Origin of the sequence: Rossellomorea sp. GCM10028870, assembly GCF_042666755.1 — a bacterium.
Taxonomy (GTDB): domain Bacteria; phylum Bacillota; class Bacilli; order Bacillales; family Bacillaceae_B; genus Rossellomorea.
Genome location: NZ_JBHTGN010000001.1, coordinates 1386966 through 1412523, shown reverse-complemented (window position 1 = coordinate 1412523; position 25558 = coordinate 1386966). Strand labels below are relative to the sequence as shown.

At 40.6% G+C, this 25558-nt stretch carries 20 protein-coding genes; 18 read left to right on the top strand and 2 right to left on the bottom strand.

From position 1 onward, the window contains the following. Positions 1-57: 57 nt before the first annotated feature. The 8 genes from ACFQWC_RS07320 to ACFQWC_RS07285 all read left to right on the top strand — a co-directional run bounded on the left by ACFQWC_RS07320 (position 58) and on the right by ACFQWC_RS07285 (position 9877). Entirely contained in the window at positions 58-1293 is a 1236-nt protein-coding gene (locus ACFQWC_RS07320) for a competence/damage-inducible protein A (RefSeq protein WP_299740990.1), read from the top strand. A gap of 299 nt (positions 1294-1592) precedes the next feature. Further along, on the top strand, positions 1593-2630 hold the full coding sequence (recA, locus tag ACFQWC_RS07315; protein WP_044337332.1) for a recombinase RecA: 1038 nt from the start codon (positions 1593-1595) through the stop codon (positions 2628-2630). A gap of 448 nt (positions 2631-3078) precedes the next feature. Next, a complete protein-coding gene (rny, locus tag ACFQWC_RS07310; RefSeq protein WP_377106742.1) occupies positions 3079-4638 on the top strand; it encodes a ribonuclease Y in 1560 nt (519 codons plus the stop codon). A gap of 166 nt (positions 4639-4804) precedes the next feature. After that, positions 4805-5608 (top strand): TIGR00282 family metallophosphoesterase, encoded by an 804-nt coding sequence (locus ACFQWC_RS07305; protein WP_299740994.1) that lies wholly within the window; start codon positions 4805-4807, stop codon positions 5606-5608. Between the two features lie 137 nt (positions 5609-5745). Then, complete coding sequence (gene spoVS / locus ACFQWC_RS07300) at positions 5746-6006, top strand: stage V sporulation protein SpoVS (protein ID WP_034760060.1); 261 nt, start codon at positions 5746-5748, stop codon at positions 6004-6006. A gap of 101 nt (positions 6007-6107) precedes the next feature. Next, positions 6108-7031, top strand: a complete 924-nt coding sequence (locus ACFQWC_RS07295; protein WP_377106739.1) for a dipeptidase — start codon at positions 6108-6110, stop codon at positions 7029-7031. A gap of 233 nt (positions 7032-7264) precedes the next feature. Then, a complete protein-coding gene (locus ACFQWC_RS07290; RefSeq protein ID WP_377106737.1) occupies positions 7265-9007 on the top strand; it encodes a 2-oxoacid:acceptor oxidoreductase subunit alpha in 1743 nt (580 codons plus the stop codon). A gap of 3 nt (positions 9008-9010) precedes the next feature. Beyond that, positions 9011-9877 carry a 2-oxoacid:ferredoxin oxidoreductase subunit beta gene (locus tag ACFQWC_RS07285; RefSeq protein ID WP_299741003.1) on the top strand — a complete coding sequence of 289 codons (867 nt, stop codon included), beginning with the start codon at positions 9011-9013 and terminating at the stop codon, positions 9875-9877. 75 nt (positions 9878-9952) lie between these two features. On the opposite strand, the gene ACFQWC_RS07280 is transcribed toward ACFQWC_RS07285, so the two are convergent. After that, complete coding sequence (locus ACFQWC_RS07280) at positions 9953-11065, bottom strand: coiled-coil domain-containing protein (protein ID WP_377106735.1); 1113 nt, start codon at positions 11063-11065, stop codon at positions 9953-9955. Positions 11066-11329: 264 nt separating this feature from the next. On the opposite strand from ACFQWC_RS07280, the gene miaB reads away from it, so the two are divergent. The 3 genes from miaB (at position 11330) to ACFQWC_RS07265 (ending at position 14151) form a co-directional block, all read left to right on the top strand. Continuing rightward, the gene (gene miaB / locus ACFQWC_RS07275) at positions 11330-12895 is read left to right on the top strand and encodes a tRNA (N6-isopentenyl adenosine(37)-C2)-methylthiotransferase MiaB (RefSeq protein ID WP_377106733.1); all 1566 of its coding nucleotides are present in this window, start codon (positions 11330-11332) and stop codon (positions 12893-12895) included. Position 12896: 1 nt separating this feature from the next. Next, complete coding sequence (locus ACFQWC_RS07270; protein WP_044337324.1) at positions 12897-13328, top strand: YlbF/YmcA family competence regulator; 432 nt, start codon at positions 12897-12899, stop codon at positions 13326-13328. Between the two features lie 286 nt (positions 13329-13614). Next, positions 13615-14151 (top strand): outer spore coat protein CotE, encoded by a 537-nt coding sequence (locus tag ACFQWC_RS07265; protein ID WP_113968133.1) that lies wholly within the window; start codon positions 13615-13617, stop codon positions 14149-14151. Between the two features lie 150 nt (positions 14152-14301). On the opposite strand, the gene ACFQWC_RS07260 is transcribed toward ACFQWC_RS07265, so the two are convergent. After that, the gene (locus ACFQWC_RS07260; RefSeq protein ID WP_299741009.1) at positions 14302-15291 is read right to left on the bottom strand and encodes a YeiH family protein; all 990 of its coding nucleotides are present in this window, start codon (positions 15289-15291) and stop codon (positions 14302-14304) included. Between the two features lie 143 nt (positions 15292-15434). On the opposite strand from ACFQWC_RS07260, the gene ACFQWC_RS07255 reads away from it, so the two are divergent. The 7 genes from ACFQWC_RS07255 (at position 15435) to hydA (ending at position 25514) form a co-directional block, all read left to right on the top strand. Next, the gene (locus ACFQWC_RS07255) at positions 15435-17603 is read left to right on the top strand and encodes a DNA topoisomerase III (RefSeq protein WP_341357876.1); all 2169 of its coding nucleotides are present in this window, start codon (positions 15435-15437) and stop codon (positions 17601-17603) included. Between the two features lie 100 nt (positions 17604-17703). Further along, on the top strand, positions 17704-18225 hold the full coding sequence (locus ACFQWC_RS07250) for an ankyrin repeat domain-containing protein (RefSeq protein ID WP_299741013.1): 522 nt from the start codon (positions 17704-17706) through the stop codon (positions 18223-18225). Between the two features lie 297 nt (positions 18226-18522). Further along, positions 18523-19971 (top strand): carbon starvation CstA family protein, encoded by a 1449-nt coding sequence (locus ACFQWC_RS07245; RefSeq protein WP_299741015.1) that lies wholly within the window; start codon positions 18523-18525, stop codon positions 19969-19971. 451 nt (positions 19972-20422) lie between these two features. Continuing rightward, on the top strand, positions 20423-21313 hold the full coding sequence (locus ACFQWC_RS07240; RefSeq protein ID WP_299741016.1) for a nitrilase-related carbon-nitrogen hydrolase: 891 nt from the start codon (positions 20423-20425) through the stop codon (positions 21311-21313). Between the two features lie 92 nt (positions 21314-21405). Further along, a complete protein-coding gene (locus ACFQWC_RS07235) occupies positions 21406-22761 on the top strand; it encodes an NAD(P)-dependent oxidoreductase (RefSeq protein ID WP_299741018.1) in 1356 nt (451 codons plus the stop codon). A gap of 22 nt (positions 22762-22783) precedes the next feature. After that, complete coding sequence (gene preA / locus ACFQWC_RS07230) at positions 22784-24070, top strand: NAD-dependent dihydropyrimidine dehydrogenase subunit PreA (RefSeq protein ID WP_299741020.1); 1287 nt, start codon at positions 22784-22786, stop codon at positions 24068-24070. A 16-nt stretch (positions 24071-24086) separates the two neighbouring features. After that, positions 24087-25514 (top strand): dihydropyrimidinase, encoded by a 1428-nt coding sequence (hydA, locus tag ACFQWC_RS07225; RefSeq protein WP_377106728.1) that lies wholly within the window; start codon positions 24087-24089, stop codon positions 25512-25514. The last annotated feature ends 44 nt before the right edge of the window (positions 25515-25558 follow it).

Here is a 25558-nt window from a genome sequence, read left to right as displayed (position 1 = left end):
GGGAATGATTCAACTAGAATCATTCCCTTCTTCACATCACCAACAGGGGGAATAAGGATGAATGCAGAAATCATAGCGGTCGGATCTGAACTACTATTAGGTCAAATCGTCAATTCTAATGCTCAATACATATCAGAGCAACTAGCTGAAATGGGTGTGAATGTCTATTACCACACTAGTGTGGGAGACAACCCAGAGCGGTTGCATCATGCGATTACAGTAGCTCAAGAAAGAGCAGACCTGTTAATTTTCACGGGTGGACTTGGACCGACGAAGGATGATTTAACGAAAGAAACAATAGCGAAGTCATTAGGTACAACATTGACCATGGACGAAGATGCGTTGGAATCAATAAAAAGCTACTTTAACAAAGTAAATCGGGAGATGACCCCCAACAATGAAAAGCAGGCTCTCATTTTAGCGGGTTCCAGAGTATTGAAGAACGAACACGGTATGGCTCCTGGCATGTTATTGAAAAAGGATGGTAAAGCATACATGCTTTTACCCGGTCCCCCATCTGAAATGAAACCTATGTTTAGTAAATACGGCAAGCAAGCGATTTTTACTTTATTAAAGAAGAGAGAAATCATCCATTCCCGGGTACTGCGCTTTTTCGGCATTGGGGAAGCTCAGTTGGAAACAGAACTGGAAGACTTGATTGACAAACAAACCAATCCGACCATCGCGCCATTGGCGGCCGATGGGGAAGTGACCCTGAGGTTGACGGCGAAGCACGAGTCAAAGGATATTGCCACCTCCCTTTTGGATACAGTAGAAAAAAAAATTATGGTTATTGCAGGAGATTACTTCTACGGCTATAATCAGGATTCTCTCGTTGAGGTAGGATTCAAGTTGCTAAAAGAGAAAGGTCTCACCTTATCCTGTGCAGAAAGCTTAACCGGTGGACTCTTTCAAGCTCAATTAGCATCGTTACCTGGAGCTTCCTCTATCCTGAATGGAGGGGTGGTTTGTTACCAGGATGAAGTTAAGACGACGATTTTATCCGTGAAAGAGAGTACATTGAACGAACATACAACAGTAAGTGAACAGTGTGCACGTGAACTTGCTGAAAATGTAAGGGCGCTATTCTCATCAGATATTGGAATCAGCTTTACAGGAGTAGCCGGCCCGGGACCACACGAAGGTCAGCCTGCAGGAACCGTGTGGATTGGATTGTCTATAAAAGATCAACCAACTAAAGCGTTTCTATTAAATCTCGGCGGTGGAAGGAATGCTAATCGAAAGAGAACGGCGAAATACGGGTGGCATTATTTGATCAAGGAATTGAGTTAGGTGCAAGACAGGCTGTCTTCAAGCATAGGGAAGGCAGTTTTTTTATGGGTGGAGAAAAGTTTTGATATCCCGGGATAGGATATCAAAGCTTAACATATACCGACCACCTCCATTCACCTTCAATTACTCTAGTGAAATCACTCTCAATTCAATTGAATAGACCCTTGAAAAAAACCGAATGAATGTTCGATTTTTTTCTTGTTTTCTATTAAAAAAACGTTTATAGTATAGATAGGTTGGATTTGAGACAAGCTGATAAGTTGTCTATCTCAAGTTATATATTCAAAGGAGGAAGATTTGTGAGCGATCGTAAAGCAGCCTTAGATATGGCGTTAAAACAAATAGAAAAACAGTTTGGTAAAGGCTCTATAATGAAACTGGGGGAGCAAACTGATAGAAAAGTAGTAACATGCCCAAGTGGTTCATTAGCGTTGGACGCAGCTTTGGGAGTTGGCGGATATCCTCGAGGAAGAATTATAGAGGTATATGGTCCGGAATCGTCTGGTAAAACAACAGTAGCACTTCATGCCATTGCAGAAGTTCAAGCTCAAGGCGGTCAGGCTGCATTTATCGATGCAGAGCACGCACTTGATCCTGAATATGCTCAAAAGCTTGGGGTAAACATAGATGAATTATTACTTTCTCAACCGGATACAGGTGAGCAGGCACTGGAAATTGCTGAAGCTTTAGTACGTAGTGGAGCGGTAGACGCAATCGTTATTGACTCGGTTGCGGCGCTTGTACCGAAAGCAGAAATTGAAGGAGAGATGGGAGATGCTCACGTAGGTCTTCAAGCCCGTTTAATGTCACAGGCTCTTCGTAAGCTTTCAGGTGCAATTAACAAATCGAAAACCATCGCGATTTTCATTAACCAAATTCGTGAAAAGGTTGGAGTCATGTTTGGAAATCCTGAGACGACTCCTGGTGGACGCGCACTGAAATTCTATTCATCTGTACGTTTAGAAGTCCGTCGCGCTGAAACACTTAAGCAAGGGAATGAAATGGTAGGGAATAAAACGAAGATCAAAGTCGTTAAAAATAAAGTAGCTCCACCATTCCGTGTAGCTGAAGTAGATATCATGTACGGAGAGGGGATTTCTAAAGAAGGTGAAATCGTCGATCTTGGGTCTGAGCTGGACATTGTTCAAAAGAGTGGTGCCTGGTACTCTTATAACGAAGAGCGTCTGGGTCAAGGTCGCGAGAACGCGAAGATTTTCCTTAAAGAAAATCCTGAGATCCGCAGTGAAATCATGTTGAAAATCCGTGAACATTACGGTTTGGACACAGGTCGTGCCGAAACGGATGATCAAAGTGAATTAAGTCTTTTAGAGGACTGATCCACAAATAAGAGAAGCAGCCACTTTGGTTTGCTTCTCTTTATTATGTATGTCAAACAACTTATTTGTAGAAAATAGTGACTATCCCTTTTCACAAAGACTATTTTTGATTGGTATTAATGAACCAATGCGAATCCAGGTTTTTGGAGTAGTACTTACAACCAAACAAAAAAATTGAAAAAGATGGTTTTGCTTGAAAATCATTCATAACCCCAGAGCGACAGTGTCAATTCATGTCGATTGGAAAAAATCCCTTGAGAAATCTAGTGATAGAGGGCTCTACCCCTTGACAATAAATTTTCAGAGATTTAAAATTAACATGTATATTTTACAAATTTTTCGAATGAATATTTGAAAGCCTAGCGCTGTATATTTTGTTCTAGTGAGCAATGTACAAGCCGACATGTAAAAGACATGATGACAGTTCATAGCAAGAGGAGGTGAAATAATGCAACCTATTACAATCATCTTCATTTTGCTTGGCCTAATCGTCGGTGTAGTTGTTGGATACCTAATTCGTAAGTCCATTGCTGAAGCAAAGATTGCTGGTGCTAAAGGTTCAGCGGAGCAGATTTTAGAAGATGCGAAGCGCGAGGCAGATGCTCTGAAGAAAGAAGCACTTTTGGAAGCAAAGGATGAAAATCATAAACTTCGCACTGAAATGGAAAATGACCTTCGTGAACGAAGAAATGAATTGCAAAAACAAGAAAATCGTTTGATGCAAAAAGAGGAAAACCTCGATCGGAAAGATGAAACGCTTGATAAGCGTGAAGCTTTACTTGAAAGAAAAGAGGGAACTCTTAACGAGAGACAACAACATATTGAAGAGATGGAAAGCAAAGTGGACGAGATGGTACGATCACAGCAAACTGAGCTAGAACGTATCTCGAGCTTGACTCGTGACGAAGCGAAAGGAATTATTCTTGACCGCGTTGAGAATGAACTCTCCCATGATATCGCCATTATGGTCAGAGAGCATGAAACACGTGCGAAAGAAGAGGCAGATAAGAAAGCGAAAGAAGTCCTTTCACTGGCTATACAACGTTGTGCTGCAGAACATGTGGCTGAAACAACGGTTAGTGTTGTGAACCTACCGAATGATGAGATGAAAGGTCGAATTATTGGGCGAGAAGGACGTAACATTCGTACGCTGGAAACTTTAACAGGAATTGATCTGATTATTGATGATACTCCTGAAGCAGTTATTCTTTCTGGTTTTGATCCGATTCGTAGAGAAACGGCTCGAATTGCATTAGAGAAATTAGTACAGGATGGACGTATCCACCCTGCACGAATTGAAGAGATGGTAGATAAATCTCGACGTGAAGTGGACGAATACATTCGTGAAATTGGTGAACAAACAACGTTTGAAGTTGGCGTTCACGGACTTCACCCGGATTTAATTAAAATCCTGGGACGTTTGAAGTATCGTACTAGTTATGGTCAAAACGTTTTAAAACACTCAATGGAAGTGGCGTATCTTTCTGGACTACTGGCAGCTGAGCTTGGTGAAGACGAAAGACTCGCTAAACGTGCCGGATTACTTCACGATATCGGAAAAGCGATTGACCATGAAGTAGAAGGAAGTCACGTAGAAATTGGTGTAGAACTTGCAACGAAGTATAAAGAACACCCTGTGGTCATTAACAGTATTGCTTCACACCACGGAGATACAGAGCCTACGTCAATCATTGCTGTTCTGGTAGCTGCAGCTGATGCTTTATCTGCTGCAAGACCCGGAGCAAGAAGCGAGACGTTAGAGAACTATATCCGTCGATTGGAGAAGCTGGAAGAAATCTCAGAGTCTTATGAAGGCGTTGAGAAATCCTTTGCCATTCAAGCGGGACGTGAAGTACGTATTATGGTAAGACCGGAAGCCATTGACGATTTGGAATCTCACCGTTTGGCTAGAGATATCCGTAAACGAATCGAAGATGAACTTGATTATCCAGGCCATATTAAAGTAACGGTCATCCGTGAAACAAGGGCTGTCGAATACGCTAAATAAGAGGTTGACTCGAAAAGGGATATCCCCTTTTTGAGTCAGCTTTTTTTATCATTTCTCCCATCAGTGCCATGGAATCATTCGGGAGAACCCTCATTGATGAATAGACCCAAAGGATTTTGTGATACAATAACTACAGGACTCAATACATATAGAGAAGGGATTTTTCATGAAAATATTATTTGTTGGAGACGTTGTCGGTTCAATGGGCCGGGAAATGATCACAGAATACCTGCCGAAGTTAAAGAAGAAGCATTCACCGGATTTTACGATCGTTAATGGGGAGAATGCTGCATCAGGCAGAGGGATAACGGAGAAGATTTATAAACAATTCTTACAGGATGGCGCCAATATGGTGACCTTAGGAAATCATACATGGGATAATAAAGATATCTTCAATTTTATCGACTCATCTAAACAAATGGTTAGACCGGCGAATTTCCCGGAAGGGACACCGGGAAGCGGTCTAGTGTTCGCTGAAGTGTACGGAAAAGAAGTTGCCGTCATCAATGCTCAAGGAAGAACCTTTATGCCTCCCCTTGATGATCCGTTTAAGGCACTTGATGAACTCGTATACGAAGCAAAGAAAAGAACGTCCATTATCTTCGTAGACTTTCACGCAGAAGCAACAAGTGAAAAGCAGGCGGTTGGCTGGTTTTTAGATGGCCGTGTGTCTGCCGTAATAGGAACCCATACACATGTTCAAACGGCAGATAATCGCATCCTTCCTAATGGAACCGCATTTATGTGCGATGTCGGTATGACGGGACCATATGATGAAGTATTGGGAATGAGCAAGGATTCTGTTCTCAAGAGATTCCAGACTAGTTTACCAGTTCGTTTTGAAGTCCCGAAGACAGGACGCAAAATTTTGAGTGCCTGTTTAATTGAAGTTGATCAAAGAACTGGTAAAGCGAAAAAAATCGATCGTATTTTAATCAACGAAGACCATCCATTTATGGCAGAATATTAAATGTTTTCTTTCCTTTTTTCGGTGTTACCGGAATGATTTGTCCATTTCCTGAATATAGTATCAGTGGAATCATTTATACCAAGTTTGTTCTTTACCACGGACATACGGTATGGGGGAAATGACAAGGAGGAAAAGGAATGGAAATATTAAAAGTTTCAGCAAAATCTAATCCTAATTCTGTAGCTGGTGCACTCGCCGGTGTTCTTCGTGAGAGAGGAGGAGCTGAGATTCAAGCAATTGGTGCAGGAGCTTTAAATCAAGCAGTTAAAGCAGTAGCCATTGCCAGAGGCTTTGTGGCTCCTAGTGGTTTAGATTTAATATGTATCCCGGCATTTACAGATATTTTGATTGATGGAGAAGAACGTACGGCGATAAAGTTAATCGTAGAACCAAGATAATAATCAATAGGCTGTTCATTAAAGAGGATTCTTTAGTGGACAGCCTTTATACTATTAATCGAAATACATATAAGATAGATGCCCTGAAAGGATGAAGTATTATGTTATTTGATGCACACTGTGATGTGTTAATGAAGTTATACCTGGAACCAGGGAAGGGAGCATTTCAATCCAAACATACATTGCATATTACCTACCCCCAGCTTCTTGAAAGCAGAAGTAAGGTACAATTGTTTGCGATCTACATTCCTTCATACTTGAAACCTGGTCAAAGATTCCAAGCTGCGTTAGAAATGGTCAACTTGTTTCATAATGAAATTTTAAAACCCAACCCAAAACTTAAATTTGTGACTTCAAAGCAGGAAGTAGAAAGACTGGCCGATGATGAAATTGGTGCGATGCTGACACTGGAAGGTGCTGAGGCTATAGAAGAGGACATCACGAAGCTTGAAATTCTTTACCGGCTTGGGGTACGTTCTGTAGGATTGACGTGGAATTGGGCCAATGCTGCAGCGGATGGTGCACTGGAGCCGAGGGGTGGGGGATTAACCAATTTTGGACGTGAGCTAGTATCATTCTTAAACGAGAAAAGACTTTGGACGGATGTCTCCCATCTATGCGAGAAAGCATTCTGGGATACAATCGAAATGGCTGATCACCCGATTGCTTCTCACTCAAACGCTTATTCTATATGTCCCAACCCCCGTAATTTAAAAAACGATCAAATTGAAGCGCTGATAAAAAGAGATAGTGTCATGGGAATCACTTTTGTTCCTCCTTTTTTAAATAAAAAAGGATCAGCGATAATTTCAGATGTGATAAGACATATCGAGCATATATGCAGTTTGGGTGGTGAGAGTCATATTGGCTTTGGATCCGATTTTGATGGTATATCTGAAACGGTACAAGGATTATCCTCATTCGAACAATATGATAACTTAATCAATACGCTTCAACGATACTATAGTGAAAAGCAAGTGAAGAAATTCTTATATGAAAACTTTTTTGTCAGATTACCAGATTGATCATTAAACCAGCCATTAAAGGTATAACCTTTAGTGGTTTTTTTTGGCTAGTATGAACGTGTTTACATTCATAATTTCTTCAATACAGTAGTGAATTAAATAGAAAAGTGATAAACTGATAGAGTGAACGCAAGTTGCAACAATCCTATGTAATAATAGATTGTTTGAACGAAATGAAGAGAATGTGCTTCTCTAATAGATGTTACAAAAAATTGATTGAAGGGGTGTAATAAATGAAGGAACAACTTTCATGGAAAGTTGGTGGCCAGCAAGGTGAAGGAATAGAGAGTACGGGTGAAATCTTTTCTATGGCTCTCAATCGCCTTGGATATTACTTATACGGTTACCGTCATTTCTCCTCTCGTATTAAGGGAGGCCATACAAATAACAAAATTCGGGTAAGCACTACACAAGTGCGTGCGATTGCTGATGACTTAGATATTTTAGTTGCATTTGACCAAGAAACGATTGATGTGAATTATAAAGAATTACATAGCAATGGTGTCATTATAGCTGATGCGAAGTTTAAGCCTGAGAAGCCTGAAGATACAGATGCTTCTCTCTATATCATTCCATTCACTCAGTTAGCCACGGAACTTGGAACGTCATTAATGAAGAACATGGTAGCGGTAGGTGCCACATGTGCCGTTCTTAATCTTGATCCAGAAGTTTTTAAGGAAGTTGTGGAAGAAATCTTCGGCCGTAAAGGTGAAACGGTAGTAGAGAAAAACATGGAAGCGGTTAAACAGGGATTCCAAACGATGAAAGAAGAACTTGGAAGCAATGTTGGTTCCTTACAGCTGAAAGAAGCTGACGGGAATAAACGTATGTTTATGATCGGAAATGACGCAATTGCTCTTGGCGCACTAGCAGGTGGCGTTCGTTTAATGGCCGCATACCCAATCACTCCAGCCTCTGAAATTATGGAATACCTTATTAAAAAGCTCCCGATGGTTGGAGGAACCGTTATTCAAACAGAGGATGAAATTGCAGCCGCAACGATGGCAATCGGAGCTAACTACGGAGGAATCCGTTCATTTACTGCATCGGCCGGACCAGGTCTTTCACTTATGATGGAAGCAATCGGTTTATCTGGAATGACTGAACAGCCATTAGTTGTAGTAGATACTCAACGTGGAGGGCCGTCCACAGGACTTCCAACAAAACAGGAGCAGTCTGATTTAATGGCCATGATTTATGGTACGCACGGTGAGATTCCAAAAATCGTCCTGGCTCCAAGTACAGTACAGGAAGCATTCTATGACACAGTCGAGGCATTTAACTTGGCCGAAGAGTATCAATGTCCAGTCATCATTCTTTCAGATCTCCAACTTTCATTAGGGAAACAAACTGTTGAACCTCTTGATTACAGCAAAGTGGAAATTCGTAGAGGAAAGCTTGTTGGAAATGAATCAGAACTAAATGAATTAGAACCGAAAAAATACTTTAAACGTTTTGAAGTGACTGAAGATGGGGTATCACCACGTGTCATTCCTGGAATGAAGAATGGGATTCATCATGTAACAGGAGTAGAACATGATGAAACAGGGAAGCCTTCTGAATCCCCAGTAAACAGGCAGGCGCAGATGGATAAACGTATGCGAAAGGTGGAAAGTATCCGCTTTACTAATCCAATCCACACTCATGCACCACATGAAGAAGCCGATTTACTATTAATTGGTTTTAACTCGACGCGTGGAGTAATTGAAGAAGCAATGGAACGACTTGATGCCGATGGGCTGAAAGTGAACCACGCGCATGTTCGCTTAATCCATCCGTTCCCGGCAGATGAACTGGAACCACTTATGCAATCAGCGAAGAAAGTGGTCGTGATTGAACATAATGCTACTGGACAACTGGCAAATATAATAAAAATGAATGTAGGGTATGGGAATAAAATCACGAAAATGACAAAGTATGATGGAACACCATATTTACCAAATGAAATTCATTCTAGATGTAAGGAGTTGATCTGATCCATGGCTACCTTTAAAGATTTCAGAAATAATGTTAAACCCAACTGGTGTCCTGGGTGTGGCGACTTCTCTGTACAAGCAGCGATTCAACGGGCATCGGCGAATGTGGGACTGGACCCTGAACAATTAGCTGTCGTTTCCGGAATCGGTTGTTCCGGACGTATTTCAGGTTACATTAACTCATACGGTTTTCATGGCATTCATGGGCGTTCCCTTCCTATCGCTCAAGGATTAAAAATGGCGAATAAGGACTTAACCGTTATCGCTTCAGGTGGGGATGGAGATGGATTTGCCATCGGACTTGGCCATACGATCCATGCTATCCGTCGCAATGTTGATGTCACTTACATCGTTATGGATAACCAGATTTATGGGCTGACAAAGGGCCAAACTTCACCCCGCTCATCATCTGGTTTTAAGACAAAGTCTACGCCTCAGGGAAGTATCGAACCGGCACTGGCACCTATGGAAATGGCATTGACAGCCGGTGCAACATTCGTTGCCCAAAGCTTCTCTTCTGACTTGAAAGAGCTGACGGCGATAATTGAAGCAGGCCTTAATCATAAAGGCTTCTCATTGATCAACGTATTTAGTCCTTGCGTAACATATAACAAGATTAATACGTACGACTGGTTTAAAGAGAACCTGACAAAGCTTTCAGATCTTGAAGACTATGATCCATCAAATCGCGAACAAGCAATGAATATGCTCATGGAAAAGGATGGACTGGTTACTGGTTTGATTTATCAAAACAAAGAACAGCCATCGTACCAAGAGCTTGTAGCAGGTTATTCTGATGAACCTCTAAGCACTCATGATTTAAGGTTGGATGAAAGTAAATTTGATGAATTAGTGAAAGAATTCATGTAATTGTAATTCTGATTGTAGAAAGGACTTCCAATTTGGAAGTCCTTTCTATCTTTGTTGTATTTGCATCGCAATTTTCTATCTTGTTTTATCGCTGATTATAGGCGTGCTTTCTCTTGCTTCAATTCTATAAACGCCTTTTTTGGTCGTCACAAGTTTATTCAAGTCTTGAGTTTTACTAGAATCGATCATTGTTCTTAGAGAATCAATTCCGTGGAATATAGACGACTCGGTTTGATAAAGTGTGTTCATCTGCTGGATAATATGTGAAAGCTGGGAATCGAATTTTTCAAGTTCGTTCAACATATTGTCTTTTTTACTTAGCACTCTTTCAAATGAATCATTCATAACAGATTCAAGTGAGTCCATTTTTTCTTCCTGCTTCTTAGATGACCGATCAATGTCAGCGAATTGATTTGTCAGCCACCATTCATTCTCCTCGATCTGCTGTTGAACGGTTACAATCATTTTTTCGAAATAATCCACTTTCATTTTTTCAGACTCCATTAATTTTTGTTTGGATTCTTCAAATCGAAGCATTAATTGATCTCTTTCAACTGAAAGCCCTTCTAATTTCTCGGCTTTTGTCAATAACTCCTGGAAGAGGTCTTTTTTTGTTTCTTCCGATTGTGAGAGTGCTTGGTTTAATTCTTGTAGATGAGTATCCTTAATAGCTATTTCATTTTCAAAGGAATAGATCATCCTATCTCTTTCAACTAAACCAGAATGTAAAGTATCTATTTCGCGTAGTAAAACATTATTAGACTCTTTTAATGAAATTCTTTCTGCTTGTATTTCCTCCAGCTGTTTTCTAACTTCATTGAATTTATATTTTTCTTTTAAAAGAGATTGCTCTAATTCTTTTTTTTCAGATTCAAGTGTTTGAATATGAGCCCCATTATTGATGATTATCTGGTTTGCATTTTTTAACTCGGATTCTACTTTTTCATTAGCTTCTGTTAATGTGTTTCTATCCTTCAACAGTTCTATTTCGTGCAAATCATTTACTTTAATTTGTTCATACGCAAGCTCTAATTCATGATTCTTATGACTTATCTCTTCTCTTAAATGTTCATTCTCAGCGTAAAGGTATCCGTCTTTTAACTTTTTTATAGTCTGTTTTAGGTTATTAATCTCCGATAGTAAAAAGAAGCTTTCTTGATTAGAAATGTTATATAGTGGGTAAACCACTTTTTCCTCATTGATTGTAATCTCCTCCTGGTCAGTTTCTGATACATTAGTCTATGTATAAGTATCGACGATTGTTACAAGCACCCATTTAGACTTATAAGGCTGCTGAAAGAAAGATGTATCCATTTTTCAACACTTAAGCGCCTCTATTGTATGTAGACCAGAAAACCTTTATACTATTATAATGTGCAAGAATGTATCTCTTGTTAGATCTTATTATAGAAGATAAGCGGTTTGGTTTTAGAGGTAGAAAGGGGATTTTTCATGAACGAAGAACAACGAAAACATGGACAACAATCGAAGTCTGTTACTCCATCGGACCAAAAATCCGTAAAGGATTACAGTAAATACTTCGAAAGTGTCTATATCCCGCCTTCGTTGAAAGATGCAAAAAAGCGTGGGAAAGAAGAAATTAAATATCATAACGATTTTACGATTGATGATCAATACAGGGGACTCGGGGAAGGCAAGAAGTTCTATATCCGTACGTATGGTTGTCAAATGAATGAACATGATACGGAAGTAATGGCAGGGATTTTCATGGCACTAGGCTATGAAGCGACGAATTCGACAGATGACGCAGATGTTATCCTTTTAAATACATGTGCCATTCGTGAAAATGCTGAGAATAAGGTGTTCGGCGAATTAGGACACTTGAAACATCTAAAACGTGAAAAGCCAGAGCTTTTAATAGGTGTCTGCGGATGTATGTCCCAGGAAGAATCAGTTGTAAATAAAATCCTGAAAACATATCAACAAGTTGATATGATTTTTGGAACGCATAATATCCATCGCCTTCCTAAAATCCTTTCTGATGCTTATATGTCTAAAGCGATGGTCGTAGAAGTTTGGTCTAAAGAAGGGGACGTCATAGAGAACCTTCCGAAGGTTCGTCGTGGCAACATAAAAGCATGGGTTAACATCATGTACGGCTGTGACAAGTTCTGTACCTACTGTATTGTTCCATACACACGTGGTAAGGAACGGAGCCGCCGTCCTGAAGAAATCATTCACGAGGTACGTCATCTGGCCGCCCAGGGTTACCAAGAGATCACTCTTCTTGGTCAGAACGTAAATGCATATGGTAAAGATATTGAGGATCTTGAATATGGCCTAGGTGATTTAATGGATGACCTTCGTAAAGTGGACATTCCACGTATTCGTTTTACGACTAGTCACCCTAGAGATTTTGATGATCATTTAATCGAAGTACTTGCGAAAAAAGGGAATCTGGTTGAGCATATTCATTTACCGGTTCAATCCGGTTCGACAGATGTTCTGAAGATTATGGCCCGTAAATATTCGAGGGAGCAATTCTTAGAATTAGTACGGAAAATAAAAACAGCGATGCCAGACGTGGCTCTTACAACTGACATCATCGTTGGATATCCGAATGAGACCAACGAACAGTTTGAAGAAACACTTTCACTATACAGAGAAGTCGGGTTTGAATCTGCTTTCACGTACATCTATTCTCCAAGGGAAGGTACCCCTGCGGCGAAGATGAATGACAATGTACCGATGGAAGTGAAAAAAGAGCGACTTCAACGATTAAATGCACTTGTGAAAGAGTACTCGGCTGAAGCGATGAAGAACTATAAAGGACAGATCGTTGAGGTGCTGGTAGACGGGGAGAGTAAGAAAAATCCTGACATTCTTGCCGGTTATACTCGACGCAGTAAGCTTGTGAACTTCAAGGCTCCTAAAACAGCCATTGGAAAAATCGTGAAAGTTAAGATCACAGATGCTAAATCTTGGTCACTGGATGGGGAAATGGTCGAAGAAGGCCTAATTGGATCAGAATTTCAAGAACCGGTAGAGGTGAATTAATATGGCAAAGTATACTAAAGACGATATCATGAAACGAGCGGAAGAGCTTGCAACAATGATTGCTGAAACAGAAGAAGTGGATTTCTTTAAACGAGCAGAGGCACAGATTCATGAAAATCAAAAAGTACGAGAAATGATCGCAAGTATTAAGAGTTTACAAAAACAGGCTGTGAACTTTCAGCATTATGGAAAAATAGAAGCTCTAAAAATGGTTGAAGCAAAAATCGAAAACCTGGAAAAGGAAATCGATGCCATTCCAGTAGTACAACAATTCAAAGAGTCACAAACAGATGTAAATGATTTACTTCAAATTGTTGCGTCCGTTATTTCAAATAATGTGACAGATCATATCATCGAAACCACCGGGGGAGACTTACTTCGTGGAGAAACTGGATCACAAGTGAAAAACTCAACGCCTGGCAGCTGTTCTTAATAGAAAAAACAATGACATTATAAAAAACGATCTCTGCTTAAGGGAATTTCCCTTTCATGCAGAGATCGTTTTTTTTGCATGCTCTTTTTGATAATGCTTCCTTTTTCGTATTCGTTGAGTTCATCGTTTTTTCTATGAGGGAGAAAGTGCATTCCGGAACATTCAATGGGTATTCGCATACAATACATTATCTCGCAACAATCCCATTATGTAATTAAATTTACTCGCACAAACACCTAGATAGTCGCATAAGATGAATTGAAAATGAATGAGGAGGTTCGCTCGAATGGCAGAATATAGAGAGATTATTACTAAAGCGGTCGTAGCGAAGGGACGTAAATTCACACAGTCTCATCATACGATTAGCCCGCCGCATAATCCATCGAGCATTTTAGGCTGCTGGATCATTAATCATCAGTATGAAGCACACAAAGTAGGCAAGAAGGTTGAAATTCACGGTTCATACGATATCAACGTATGGTACTCCCACAGTGACAACACAAAGACATCCGTTGTAACAGAGAGAGTACAGTATACAGATTGCATTAAGCTGAAATACCGTGATCCTGATTGCTTAGATGATATTGAAGTATGTGCTCGAGTACTGCAACAGCCGAATTGCTGCGAAGCGGTTATTTCACCAAATGGAAACAAAATCATTGTTCACGTCGAACGTGAATTCTTAGTGGAAGTTATAGGAGAAACGAAAGTATGTGTCCTTGTAAATCCTGAAGGTTGTGACGATGAAGACTGGGATTGTGACTTAGATGATGAAGAATTTGAAGAGTTAGATCCAGACTTCTTAGAAGGAGACGAAGAATAGCATTTACTAGGAAGACGGCCTCTTCCTAGTTTTTTCTTCTTCAGAGTTTAAAGGAATTTATCGCATAAGGGATGGTAAAACAGTACAGGGGGCATCTCACTAGATGCTCTTTTTTTCATGAGAAAACCAATCACATGTAAGAGTGATTGGTTATAGAATAAGGAATAAACTGATGACAGCGCATGTAATAGAAGCAATGAAACCAGTAAGGAGGGGTTTGAATCCTAATTGGGTGATATCCTTTATTCTGACTTGAAGACCCACCGCTGCCATTACCATGATAATCATGAATTTTGACGAAATCTCAAGGTATGATTCGATGGTTACTGGAATTAAACCAAATGTATGAAGTAAAGATACCCCCAAAAATAAGAAAACAAACCAAGGGAATACCTTATTGTATGAAGGTTCACCTTCATTTTTCTTTCTCAAAATAAAAGGTAAGCAAAACATGACGGGAATCAAGAATAATGTACGGGCAAGCTTTACTGTTGTTGCAACCTCTCCCGCTTCATCCCCAAATGCATATCCCACAGCAATTGCTGAAGATGTGTCATGTACAGCGGTTCCTGCCCAAATGCCAAACGATAATTCGGACATATGAAGGAGGTAGCCAATGATAGGATAGGTAATAAAAGCAATTAAATTAAAGAATACAATCGTCGATAAAGCATAGGCGGTTTCATTTTCTTTCGCGCCGATAATTCCTTTTACGGCTGAAATGGCCGTTGCCCCGCAAATACTTGTACCGATTCCTATTAACAAGCTTAACCGTTTGTCGATACGAAGCCATTTGCCAATGAAATATGTCACAGTAATACCAATGGAAACCGAAAGAAATATAACCCATAAAGCTCTCTGTCCAATATCAAGGATATCGTACAGGCTCAAGCCGACACCAAGAAATACGATGGCCACTTTCAATACTGTCTTCAGGGTAAATTGTATACCTGAATCGAATGATGAAGGAAGCCTGGTTGTATTCTGAAGAATTACTCCAATTACAATCGCAAATAACAAACTCCCGATGAGAGGGAAGAGAGTTCCTAAACCTTTAGATAATAAACTGATTAAAACAATGATGAAGATGCCCAAAGCTTCTTTGGGAAGAAAGGAATCTTTTAGTATGTCATGATGCAATGTCCTATAACCCCTTTGTGTAAATCAACTATTCCTAAGTATAGTATAACCTTTGATAGACGTGAACTCTAAAGGACTAATCGTTTTATTGTATGTTAAAATAAAAAAGATATTGAAACTTTAGCTGTGAAAGGATTTTTTACATGAAAAAGATTTTAGTCCTGGCAGAAAAGCCTTCTGTCGGTAGAGATATTGCCAGAGTACTTCAGTGTACGAAAAAAGGAAATGGATTCCTGGAAGGGAACGAATATATTGTTACCTGGGCCCTGGGGCATTTAGTCACATTAGCAGAACCTGAGAGCTACGATGACCGCTACAAATCATGGAACCTTGAGGATTTACCTATGCTTCCCCCATCCCTCAACCTCGTGGTCATTAAGAAGACAGGGAAGCAATTTAGTTCAGTCAAAGCGCAAATGAACCGTCCGGACGTAAAAGAGATTGTCATTGCCACTGATGCCGGTCGGGAAGGGGAGCTTGTTGCCCGCTGGATCATTGAAAAGGCCCGGGTAAATAAACCGCTGAAACGATTATGGATTTCATCTGTCACCGACAGAGCGATTAAAGACGGATTCAATAAACTGAAAGATGCCCAAAAATACGAAAACCTATATGCTGCTGCCCAAGCGAGATCTGAAGCCGATTGGTATGTGGGAATGAATGCAACCAGGGCTCTGACTACCAAGCACAATGCACAGTTATCATGTGGACGTGTACAAACACCTACGTTAAGCATCATTGCTCAAAGGGAAGAAGAAATCAGGAACTTTAAACCACAAACTTATTATGGGGCACAAGCCACAACGGAATGCGGTACGTTCATTTGGACAAACCGTAAAAATAAAGATACAAAAACATTTTCTAAAGAAGAAATAACAAACGTCATGAATTTATTGAAAGACAAAAAGGAAATCACTATTCAGTCAGTAAAAAAATCCCTAAAGAAGAATTACGCTCCTTCTTTATATGATTTAACTGAACTCCAAAGGGATGCCCATAAGATTTTTGGCTTCTCAGCTAAAGAAACACTATCCATTATGCAGAAATTGTACGAGCAGCATAAATTAGTAACCTATCCTAGAACAGATAGCAAGCATTTATCCAGTGATATGGTATCTACATTGAAGGACCGATTGAAAGCAGTGAGCGTCCAACCTTATCGCAAAATGGCTCATTTAGCGTTGCAGAGCTCAATGCAGCTTTCAAAAGCATATGTCGATGACCAAAAGGTGACAGATCACCATGCCATTATCCCGACGGAGGAGACACCGTTCCTCCAAAAGTTACAGGACCGTGAAAGAAAGATCTATGAATTAATCGTGAAACGCTTCTTAGCCGCATTCTACCCTCCATACCTGTATGAGCAAACGACAATAGAAGCAAGGATAGGTACTGAAACCTTTCAGACAAAAGGAAAGCGGATTTTAGAAAACGGTTGGAAAGAAGTATATGATTTTGATTCCGAAAAAGATCAATTGCTATCAAAAATGGAAGAAGGGGATATGTTTACTGTTCTGGCAATGAAAGAAACAGAAGGAAAAACGGACCCTCCCGGCCGTTTCAATGAAGGAACACTTCTATCTGCTATGGAAAATCCTAAAAAGTTCATGAAAGATAGCAACAAAGATCTTCTCAATACCATACATGAAGCGGGGGGACTGGGTACAGTTGCGACAAGGGCAGATATAATAGAAAAGCTTTTTAACTCAGGAGTGATTGAGCCGAAAGGAAAAGAAATTGTTATAACCTCTAAAGGAAAGCAATTATTGGATTTGGCCCCTCTTGAATTACAATCCCCGACACTCACAGCAGAGTGGGAGCAAAAACTTGAGAAAATCGCGAACGGTTCCCTTAATAAACAGGAATTTTTAAAAGAAATTAAAGACTACACGAAGAAATCAGTAAGTGAAATCAAGAATTCCACTAAGAAGTTCTCTCATGATAATCTAACGGGTACGAAATGTCCAGACTGTGGGAATCTGATGCTGGAGATAAAAAACAAGCATGGAAAAAAACTGGTCTGTCAAGATCGTGAATGCGGTCATCGGAAAAATATCAGTAAAAAGACGAATGCCCGTTGCCCTAACTGCCATAAGCGCTTGGATTTAAGAGGAGAAGGGGAAGGGCAGATGTTCACCTGTGTATGTGGACATAGAGAAAAACTATCAACGTTCAATGATCGTAGGAAAAAAGCAAAGAACAGTAAAGCTACAAAACGAGATGTAAATAAGTATTTGAAAACACAACAGAAGGAAGAGCCTGTCAATACCGCATTAGCTGATGCTTTAGCCAAATTAAAACTGGATCAGTAATTTTTTATAGGGAAGACTCCCTATTTTGGGAGTCTTCCCTATCTTTTTTTGATTTGAATTGGTAGAATATTTGTAATTATGAAAAAATGAGGTGAAAGTGATGACAACCTTTACAATTGAAGAATTTTTTATAGCAATTGAAACCGGTGATAAAGTGACAGTAGAAAAGTCATTGAGAAATGACACAAACCTCTGTAATGCAGATAATGAACATGGATTAACGGCTTTGGGAGTGGCTGCACATTATGGACATATGGAGATTGTCGAACTTCTTTTGAATTTTGGTGCGGATATCAATTCCCTATCGAATTCGAAAGTTTCCTACATACCTTCCAACACAGCTTTGCATGCAGGGATAGCAGGGAAAGCCTCTAAAGAACTTGTGGAATTTTTACTAAAGCAAGGAGCGAATGTAAATCAACCGGATTCATCTGGTCACACACCTTTACATATCGCTGCTTTCGACGGAAGTGAAGAGATTGTGTCCCTATTACTGGTTCACGGAGAAGGGCAAGAGCTACATTCAGGAAATGAACGTACTCCATTGGAAATTGCAAAGGAAAGGAATAATAAAGAATTTTTAAAAGCGCATGAAAAATTTGCAAAAGGAAAGATACAGTAGCTTCCAGCGCGTGTCATGCACCTCTTATAAGGGGTGTTTTTTATTTTTGCCTTTTCAAAAGGGTCTTTTCTGAAAGAGTGTTGATTTTGTCAACATGATTCACTGAATATGTATTATGTTATAAAACTTTTTTAAAATAATGATATCCCTTACAACATTGTTTTAAACGTCTTAAGTACATAAGATATATTTCATTTTATTCTAAAAAAATAATATTTTTAGAAAATTCTGTTGTTTTTTGTCGTTTATCGTATTAGAATAAACGTTAAATTCATTTACTGAAGGGAGGACATCGTGATGCTAACATTTCTTGCATCCATCTGTATTCTAGTAGTAGGTTATTTCATTTATTCAAAGGTGGTAGAAAAGATTTTCGGTGTTGATGATTCCAATGTGACACCTGCATATAAAAAGAAAGACGGCTTGGATTATATGCCCATGAGCTGGTGGAAAGCGAGCCTGGTTCAATTGTTAAACATTGCGGGGTTAGGTCCGATCTTCGGGGCAATTTTAGGTGCTTTATATGGACCTGTAGCATTTCTATGGATCGTGATCGGCACTCTGTTTGCAGGAGCGGTTCATGATTACTTTTCAGGAATGTTATCACTTAGGCATAATGGAGCACAGTTTCCTTCTATCGTGGGAAAATACTTAGGAAAGCCCGTGCAATCCGTTATGAACATTTTATCGATCGTGTTGATGGTTCTCGTAGCCGCTGCTTTTACGTCGGGACCTGCACAATTAATGGCTGAGGTAACACCTCTGAATTTTATGACGTCTCTTATCCTTATTTTTACATACTTTCTTATTGCGACTATCTTACCGATCAATAAGATTATTGGAAAGGTTTATCCGTTCTTTGGAGCAATCCTTATCTTTATGGCAGTGGCGATCGGAATTGGCTTGTTCTTCTTTGAGCATCCAGTCCCAAATCTAACATTTGAAAATTTACATCCAAATGAACTGCCTCTATGGCCTTTACTGATGGTTACTGTATCATGTGGAGCAATCTCTGGATTCCATTCCACTCAAAGTCCCATCTTAGCCAGAACCTTAAAAAGAGAAAGTGAAGGTCGGAAAGTATTCTATGGGGCGATGGTAGCTGAAGGGATCATTGCCTTGATCTGGGCTGCAGCAGGTATGGCATTCTTCAATGGAACGGCGGGGCTTCAAGAAGCGTTGGCCGCAGGCGGACCTGCTGGAGTGGTAAATGAGATCAGCAATACGACGTTAGGAACTTTAGGTGGAATACTGGCTGTCCTTGGTGTAATCATCCTTCCAGTTACAACAGGCGATACCGCTTTAAGATCCTCTAGAATGATGCTTGCAGATTTACTGAAAGATCTGCGGAAGAAAGATGTAGAAGGGAAATGGTTGCCGGTCTTGTTGGTCATTCCTGTGGCAATCCCGACGTTTTTACTTACTCAAATCGACTATACCTTCCTGTGGAGATATGTAGGCTGGTCTAACCAGGTAGTAGCAACCGTCATGTTGTGGACCGCTGCCATTTATTTATTACAGCAGGCAAGGTTCCACTGGATTTGCAGCATCCCTGCATTGTTTATGACAGGAGTTGTGAGTTCGTATATTTTTTACGCTCCAGAAGGTTTTGGTCTACCTTATTCAACAGCGATGATAATTGGATCCGTCATTTGGTTGGCTGTCTTGATTTGGTTTGTAGGACAAGTAGTAAAATACAAACCCCGCAGACAAAAATTACTAGAGATGAACTCAGTAAATTCATAACGATTATCGACAAAAACAGCCTTTTCAATAGAGAAGGCTGTTTTTTATTTGGAAAGTTCAAATGGTTCAAGTGCAGTTGCACAGACTCTTAGGAATGAAAATAAATGAATCCAGAGAATAGGCAGATTTTATTGTCGAATGAAAACTGAATTTTTAAAAGATTATAACAAATCATTCTACAAATTTCGTAAAATAAGTATGCTACCTTAAGAGAAACGATCAAGATGATCAGAATGTTTCAAGAATGTACATAGTGACAAATAAGATAGGAAGTTAGTGTTACAGAATGTATAGTGCATTCTGTAAATGTACGAGTTAAAATAAAGTGAAAATACTTAAAATTCAGACTTTAATTTCAGCCAGTGAAATCTAGTAAGTGTGAAACAATGGAGCAAAAAACAATGAAAGCGCTTACTATTTTATAAAATCTATTTGTGTAGGGGGTAATGAAATGTCAGACTTGGTGAAAATTGGACTTATTCAAGCTTCTCATGATGTGGATGGCAGTGAAGGAGTAGACGTCCATAAGGAGCAAGCGATCAAGAAACATGTGGAACTGGTCCGAGACGCAGCAAAAAAGGGAGCTCAAATCATTTGTTTACAGGAAATTTTCTATGGTCCTTATTTTTGCTCCGAACAAAATCCAAAGTGGTATGACTCTGCCGAAGAAATACCCAATGGTCCAACCACAAAACAGTTTCAGGCGTTAGCCAAAGAGCTTAGTGTCGTCATCGTTCTACCAATCTATGAGAGAGAAGGAATAGCCACTTACTATAATACAGCAGCGGTCATCGATGCAGATGGATCCTATCTCGGAAAATATCGGAAACAGCATATTCCACATGTGGGAGTTGGAGAGGAAGGTTACGGATTCTGGGAGAAATATTATTTTAAACCTGGTAACCTTGGGTACCCGGTATTCGATACTGCTTATGCAAAAGTGGGAGTTTATATTTGTTATGACCGTCATTTCCCTGAAGGAGCCCGCTTATTAGGATTAAAAGGGGCAGAAATTGTGTTCAATCCATCTGCAACCGTAGCTGGTTTATCTGAATACTTATGGAAGCTTGAGCAGCCTGCCCATGCGGTGGCAAACGGCTACTACTTAGGAGCTATTAATCGTGTTGGTTTTGAGGGTCCCTGGAATATGGGTGAATTTTACGGACAGTCTTATTTAGTCGATCCGAGAGGCAGCTTTGTTTCCATTGGAGGCAGAGATAGTGATGAGGTTATCATAGGTGAAATGAATAAGAAATTATTACGAGAAGTCCGGGATACATGGCAGTTCTATCGTGATCGCAGGCCTGAAACCTATAACGATATGACGGCTTTACTTCCTTGATAAATTGAGGCTGACGGTGAACCATCATTGTCAGCCGTGGTGTGTTTAATAGGTAATGAAAATCAATTGGAAATAAAGAGGGGGAAGTCAGTTTGTCTAACACACTTTCGTTACTCAATCTTGAGAAGAATTTTCTCGAAGCCCATGAAGGATTGACCAATAGGGAAGCATTGGAGGAAGCGAATCGCTGTTTGTATTGTTATGATGCTCCGTGCATACAAGCTTGTCCCACAAGCATAGATATACCTTCTTTTATTAAAAAAATCGCATCAGGAAACTTGAAAGGATCGGCCAAAACAATCATGACTGCAAATCCCGTGGGAGCGAGCTGCTCACGTGTCTGTCCGACAGAAGAGCTGTGTGAAGGGGCTTGTGTACTGAATCATTCTACCAAGCCAATCATGATTGGTGACCTGCAGCGATATGCAACAGATTGGGCGAGACATAACGACACTGTGCTATTTCAAGCAGGAGAACCAAACGGGATTAGAGTTGGGATTATCGGAGGGGGACCAGCCGGTCTATCTGCTGCAAGGGAACTTGCACGTTTCGGTTATGAAGTGACCATTTATGAAGCTGAAAAAGAAGCGGGAGGCTTGAATACTTATGGTATCGTATCTTTCCGCCTACCCCAGAGCGTATCCTTTTGGGAAGTGGACCAGGTAAAGAAATTGAATGTCGATATTCGAACCAATGTAAAAGTTGGTCAAGACATATCTGCAGATGAAATCGTAGAGAGCCATGATTTTGTCATCCTGGCAGCAGGAATGTCCCATGTTCCAGATTTGAAAATTGAAGGGGAAAACTTAAAAGGAGTTCATGACGCCATTGAATTTGTTAAGGCAACGAAAAGTGGCAAGCTGACGCAAGACTATGTGGGCAAAAAAGTGGTGGTGATTGGGGCGGGAAATACAGCCATCGATGGAGCTACCTGTTCTGTCCGCTTAGGAGCAGACAATGTAAAAATCTTATACCGACGTACACAAGAAGAGATGACGGCTTATGATTTTGAGTACGAATTTGCAAAGCAGGATGGAGTAGAATTCCGCTGGCTAACGGCACCTAAGCGAATTATAGGAAATGATGCGGGAGAAGTAACGGGAATCGAATGCATCAAGATGGAGTTAGGAGAGCCCGGGGAAGATGGAAGAAGACGTCCGATTCCTGTAAAAGACTCACTGTTTGTGCTTCCTGTTGACGCAGTCATTAAAGCGATTGGGCAAACTCGTCATCTATCGCTTATTGAACAGTTCGGACTGGAGCATTCAGACGGGGTTGTACAGGTTAATCGGGAAACCTTCCAAACCTCTAATCCAAAGATTTTCGCCTGTGGAGACGTTGTTTTTGGTAAGGGAGTAGGAGAGGCGATGGTCGTTACGGCTGCAGAGCAAGGGAAACTTGCCGCCTATCATTTACATGCACAATTGGAGAAAGTCCACGTGAATTAAGATTGTCCTAGGGGGGGAACTCATGGCAAATTTAAACATTGATTTAGCAGGAATAAAATCACCTAATCCATTTTGGCTGGCGTCCGCGCCGCCAACAAATTCAGGCTACCAGGTTCAGAGAGCATTCGAAGCCGGTTGGGGTGGAGCTGTGTGGAAAACATTAGGGGAGCCTATTATAAATGTATCTTCAAGGTTTGCAGCGGTAAGCTTTAACGGTCAAAGGGTAGCTGGATTTAATAATATAGAGCTTATTACAGATCGTCCATTAGAAGTGAATTTGAAGGAAATCTATGAAACAAAGAAACGGTTTCCGAATCATGCAATCATTGCATCATTAATGGTAGAGCCTAAACAAGAAAAGTGGCATGAGATCGTAAAGAAGGTTGAAGATGTCGGTGTTGATGGACTGGAACTGAATTTCGGATGTCCACACGGAATGGCTGAACGGGGGATGGGATCTGCGTCCGGTCAGGTACCTGAACTTGTTGAGAAACAAACCCATTGGGCGAAAGAGGTAGCCAGGACACCTGTAATTGTAAAGCTTACACCAAACATTACCGACATTACAGTCACAGCTGAAGCGGCTGTCCGCGGTGGAGCGGATGCAGTAAGTATGATCAATACAATCAACAGTTTAGCGGGGGTTGATCTGGATTCCTGGAACACCATTCCTCATGTAGCCGGAAAAGGTGCTCATGGAGGTTATTGCGGACCTGCAGTGAAGCCGATTTCATTGAATATGGTTGCCGAATGCGCCAGAAATCCACGTATCAACGTTCCGATTTCAGGGATGGGAGGAGTCTCAAATTGGCAGGATGCCGTCGAATTTATGCTAATGGGAGCATCGGGGGTTCAGGTATGCACTGCTGCTATGCATCACGGTTTTAGAATTGTCGAAGATATGCTTGATGGCTTAAATAATTATTTGGATGAAAAAGGGATTGCTTCAGTCCAGGATATCGTCGGGAAATCAGTACCGAGATTTTCTGATTGGGGAAATCTTGATCTAAATTATAGTGTTGTGGCAAAAATCAACACGGATGTATGTATTAACTGTAATAAATGTCATATTGCCTGTGAAGATACATCTCATCAATGCATTGACATGCTGAAAGACCCTAAAGGAAACAGCTATTTAAAAGTGCGGGAAGAAGATTGTGTCGGTTGTAATTTATGTTCGATTGTATGTCCAGTTGATGGAGCTATTGACATGATAGAGGTTCCAAGCGGACATATGCCAATGACATGGAATGAACGTCAAGCGGTGGTAGGGAACCTATCCGAAGCTAGAGCAAACACGGCGAAATAATTCTGGAGGTATGAAAATGAATAAAATAATTCAAAATGGAACCGTTGTTACGGCAACAGACACATATAAAGCGGATGTGCTTATACAAAATGGGAAGATCGCAGCTATAGGTAAAGGATTCGATACTAGCAGTGCAGAAGTAATTGACGCGAAGGGAAAGTACATTTTTCCCGGTGGGATCGACCCCCATACTCATCTGGAAATGCCCTTCGGTGGGACGGTATCAAAGGATGATTTCGAGAGTGGAACCATTGCAGCAGCGTTTGGAGGAACGACGACACTCATTGATTTCTGTTTGACCAATAAGGGAGAACCTCTTCAAAATGCAATTGATACTTGGCATGCGAAGTCTAAGGATAAAGCAGTCATCGATTATAGTTTCCATTTAATGATCGGGGAAATCAATCAAGATGTTCTATCACAGCTTCCTGAGGTGATGGATAAAGAGGGGATTACATCATTCAAAGTCTTTATGGCATATAAGAATGTGTTCCAGGCAGACGATGAAACGCTATTTAGAACCTTAATAGCCGCGAAGGAATTAGGGGCACTGGTAATGGTACATGCTGAGAATGGCGACGTTATTGAGTATTTAACCGAAAAGGCTTTAGAGGAAGGGAAAACGGAACCAATTTATCACGCGTTGACGAGACCTCCTGAACTGGAGGGTGAAGCGACTGGCCGCGCAGCTAAACTAACCGGATTGGCAGATTCCCAATTATATGTTGTACATGTATCCTGCTCTGATGCCGTTGAACAGATTTCAGCAGCACGAAGTAAAGGATTGAATGTTTGGGGAGAAACATGTCCTCAGTATCTTGTGCTTGATCAAACCTATTTAGAGCGTCCGAATTTTGAGGGAGCTAAATACGTTTGGTCTCCGCCCCTTCGTGAGAAGTGGCACCAAGATGTTCTCTGGAATGCCTTGAAAAGTGGCCAGCTGCAAACGTTAGGGTCTGATCAATGCTCATTTGATTTCCAAGGGCAGAAGGATCTTGGGAAAGATGATTTCACTAAAATCCCGAATGGCGGACCGATTGTTGAGGACCGAGTATCCATATTATTCTCAGAAGGAGTTGAGAAAGGGCGGATAAGCTTAAACCAGTTTGTTGATATCATGTCTACTCGAAGTGCAAAGCTGTTTGGTCTTTATCCTCAGAAAGGAACCATTGCAGTGGGTTCTGATGCAGATGTGGTCATTTTCGATCCAAGTGCTGAGAGAGTGATAAGCGCTGAAACTCATCATATGGCAGCAGATTATAACCCGTTTGAAGGCATGAATATAAAAGGTGAACCTGTTTCTGTATTGTCCAGAGGTGAATATGTCATTAAAGATAAACAGTTCGTCGGTAAGCTGGGAACCGGAAAGTATATTAAGAGAGCGAAATACGGTAAGCTTCTTGCAAGTGAAGAGAGTGAAGCACTCCAATCCTCTAAGTCTTAAAAACTTTAGAAAACAATGCACCTTAACTGTAGAACAACTCCTGC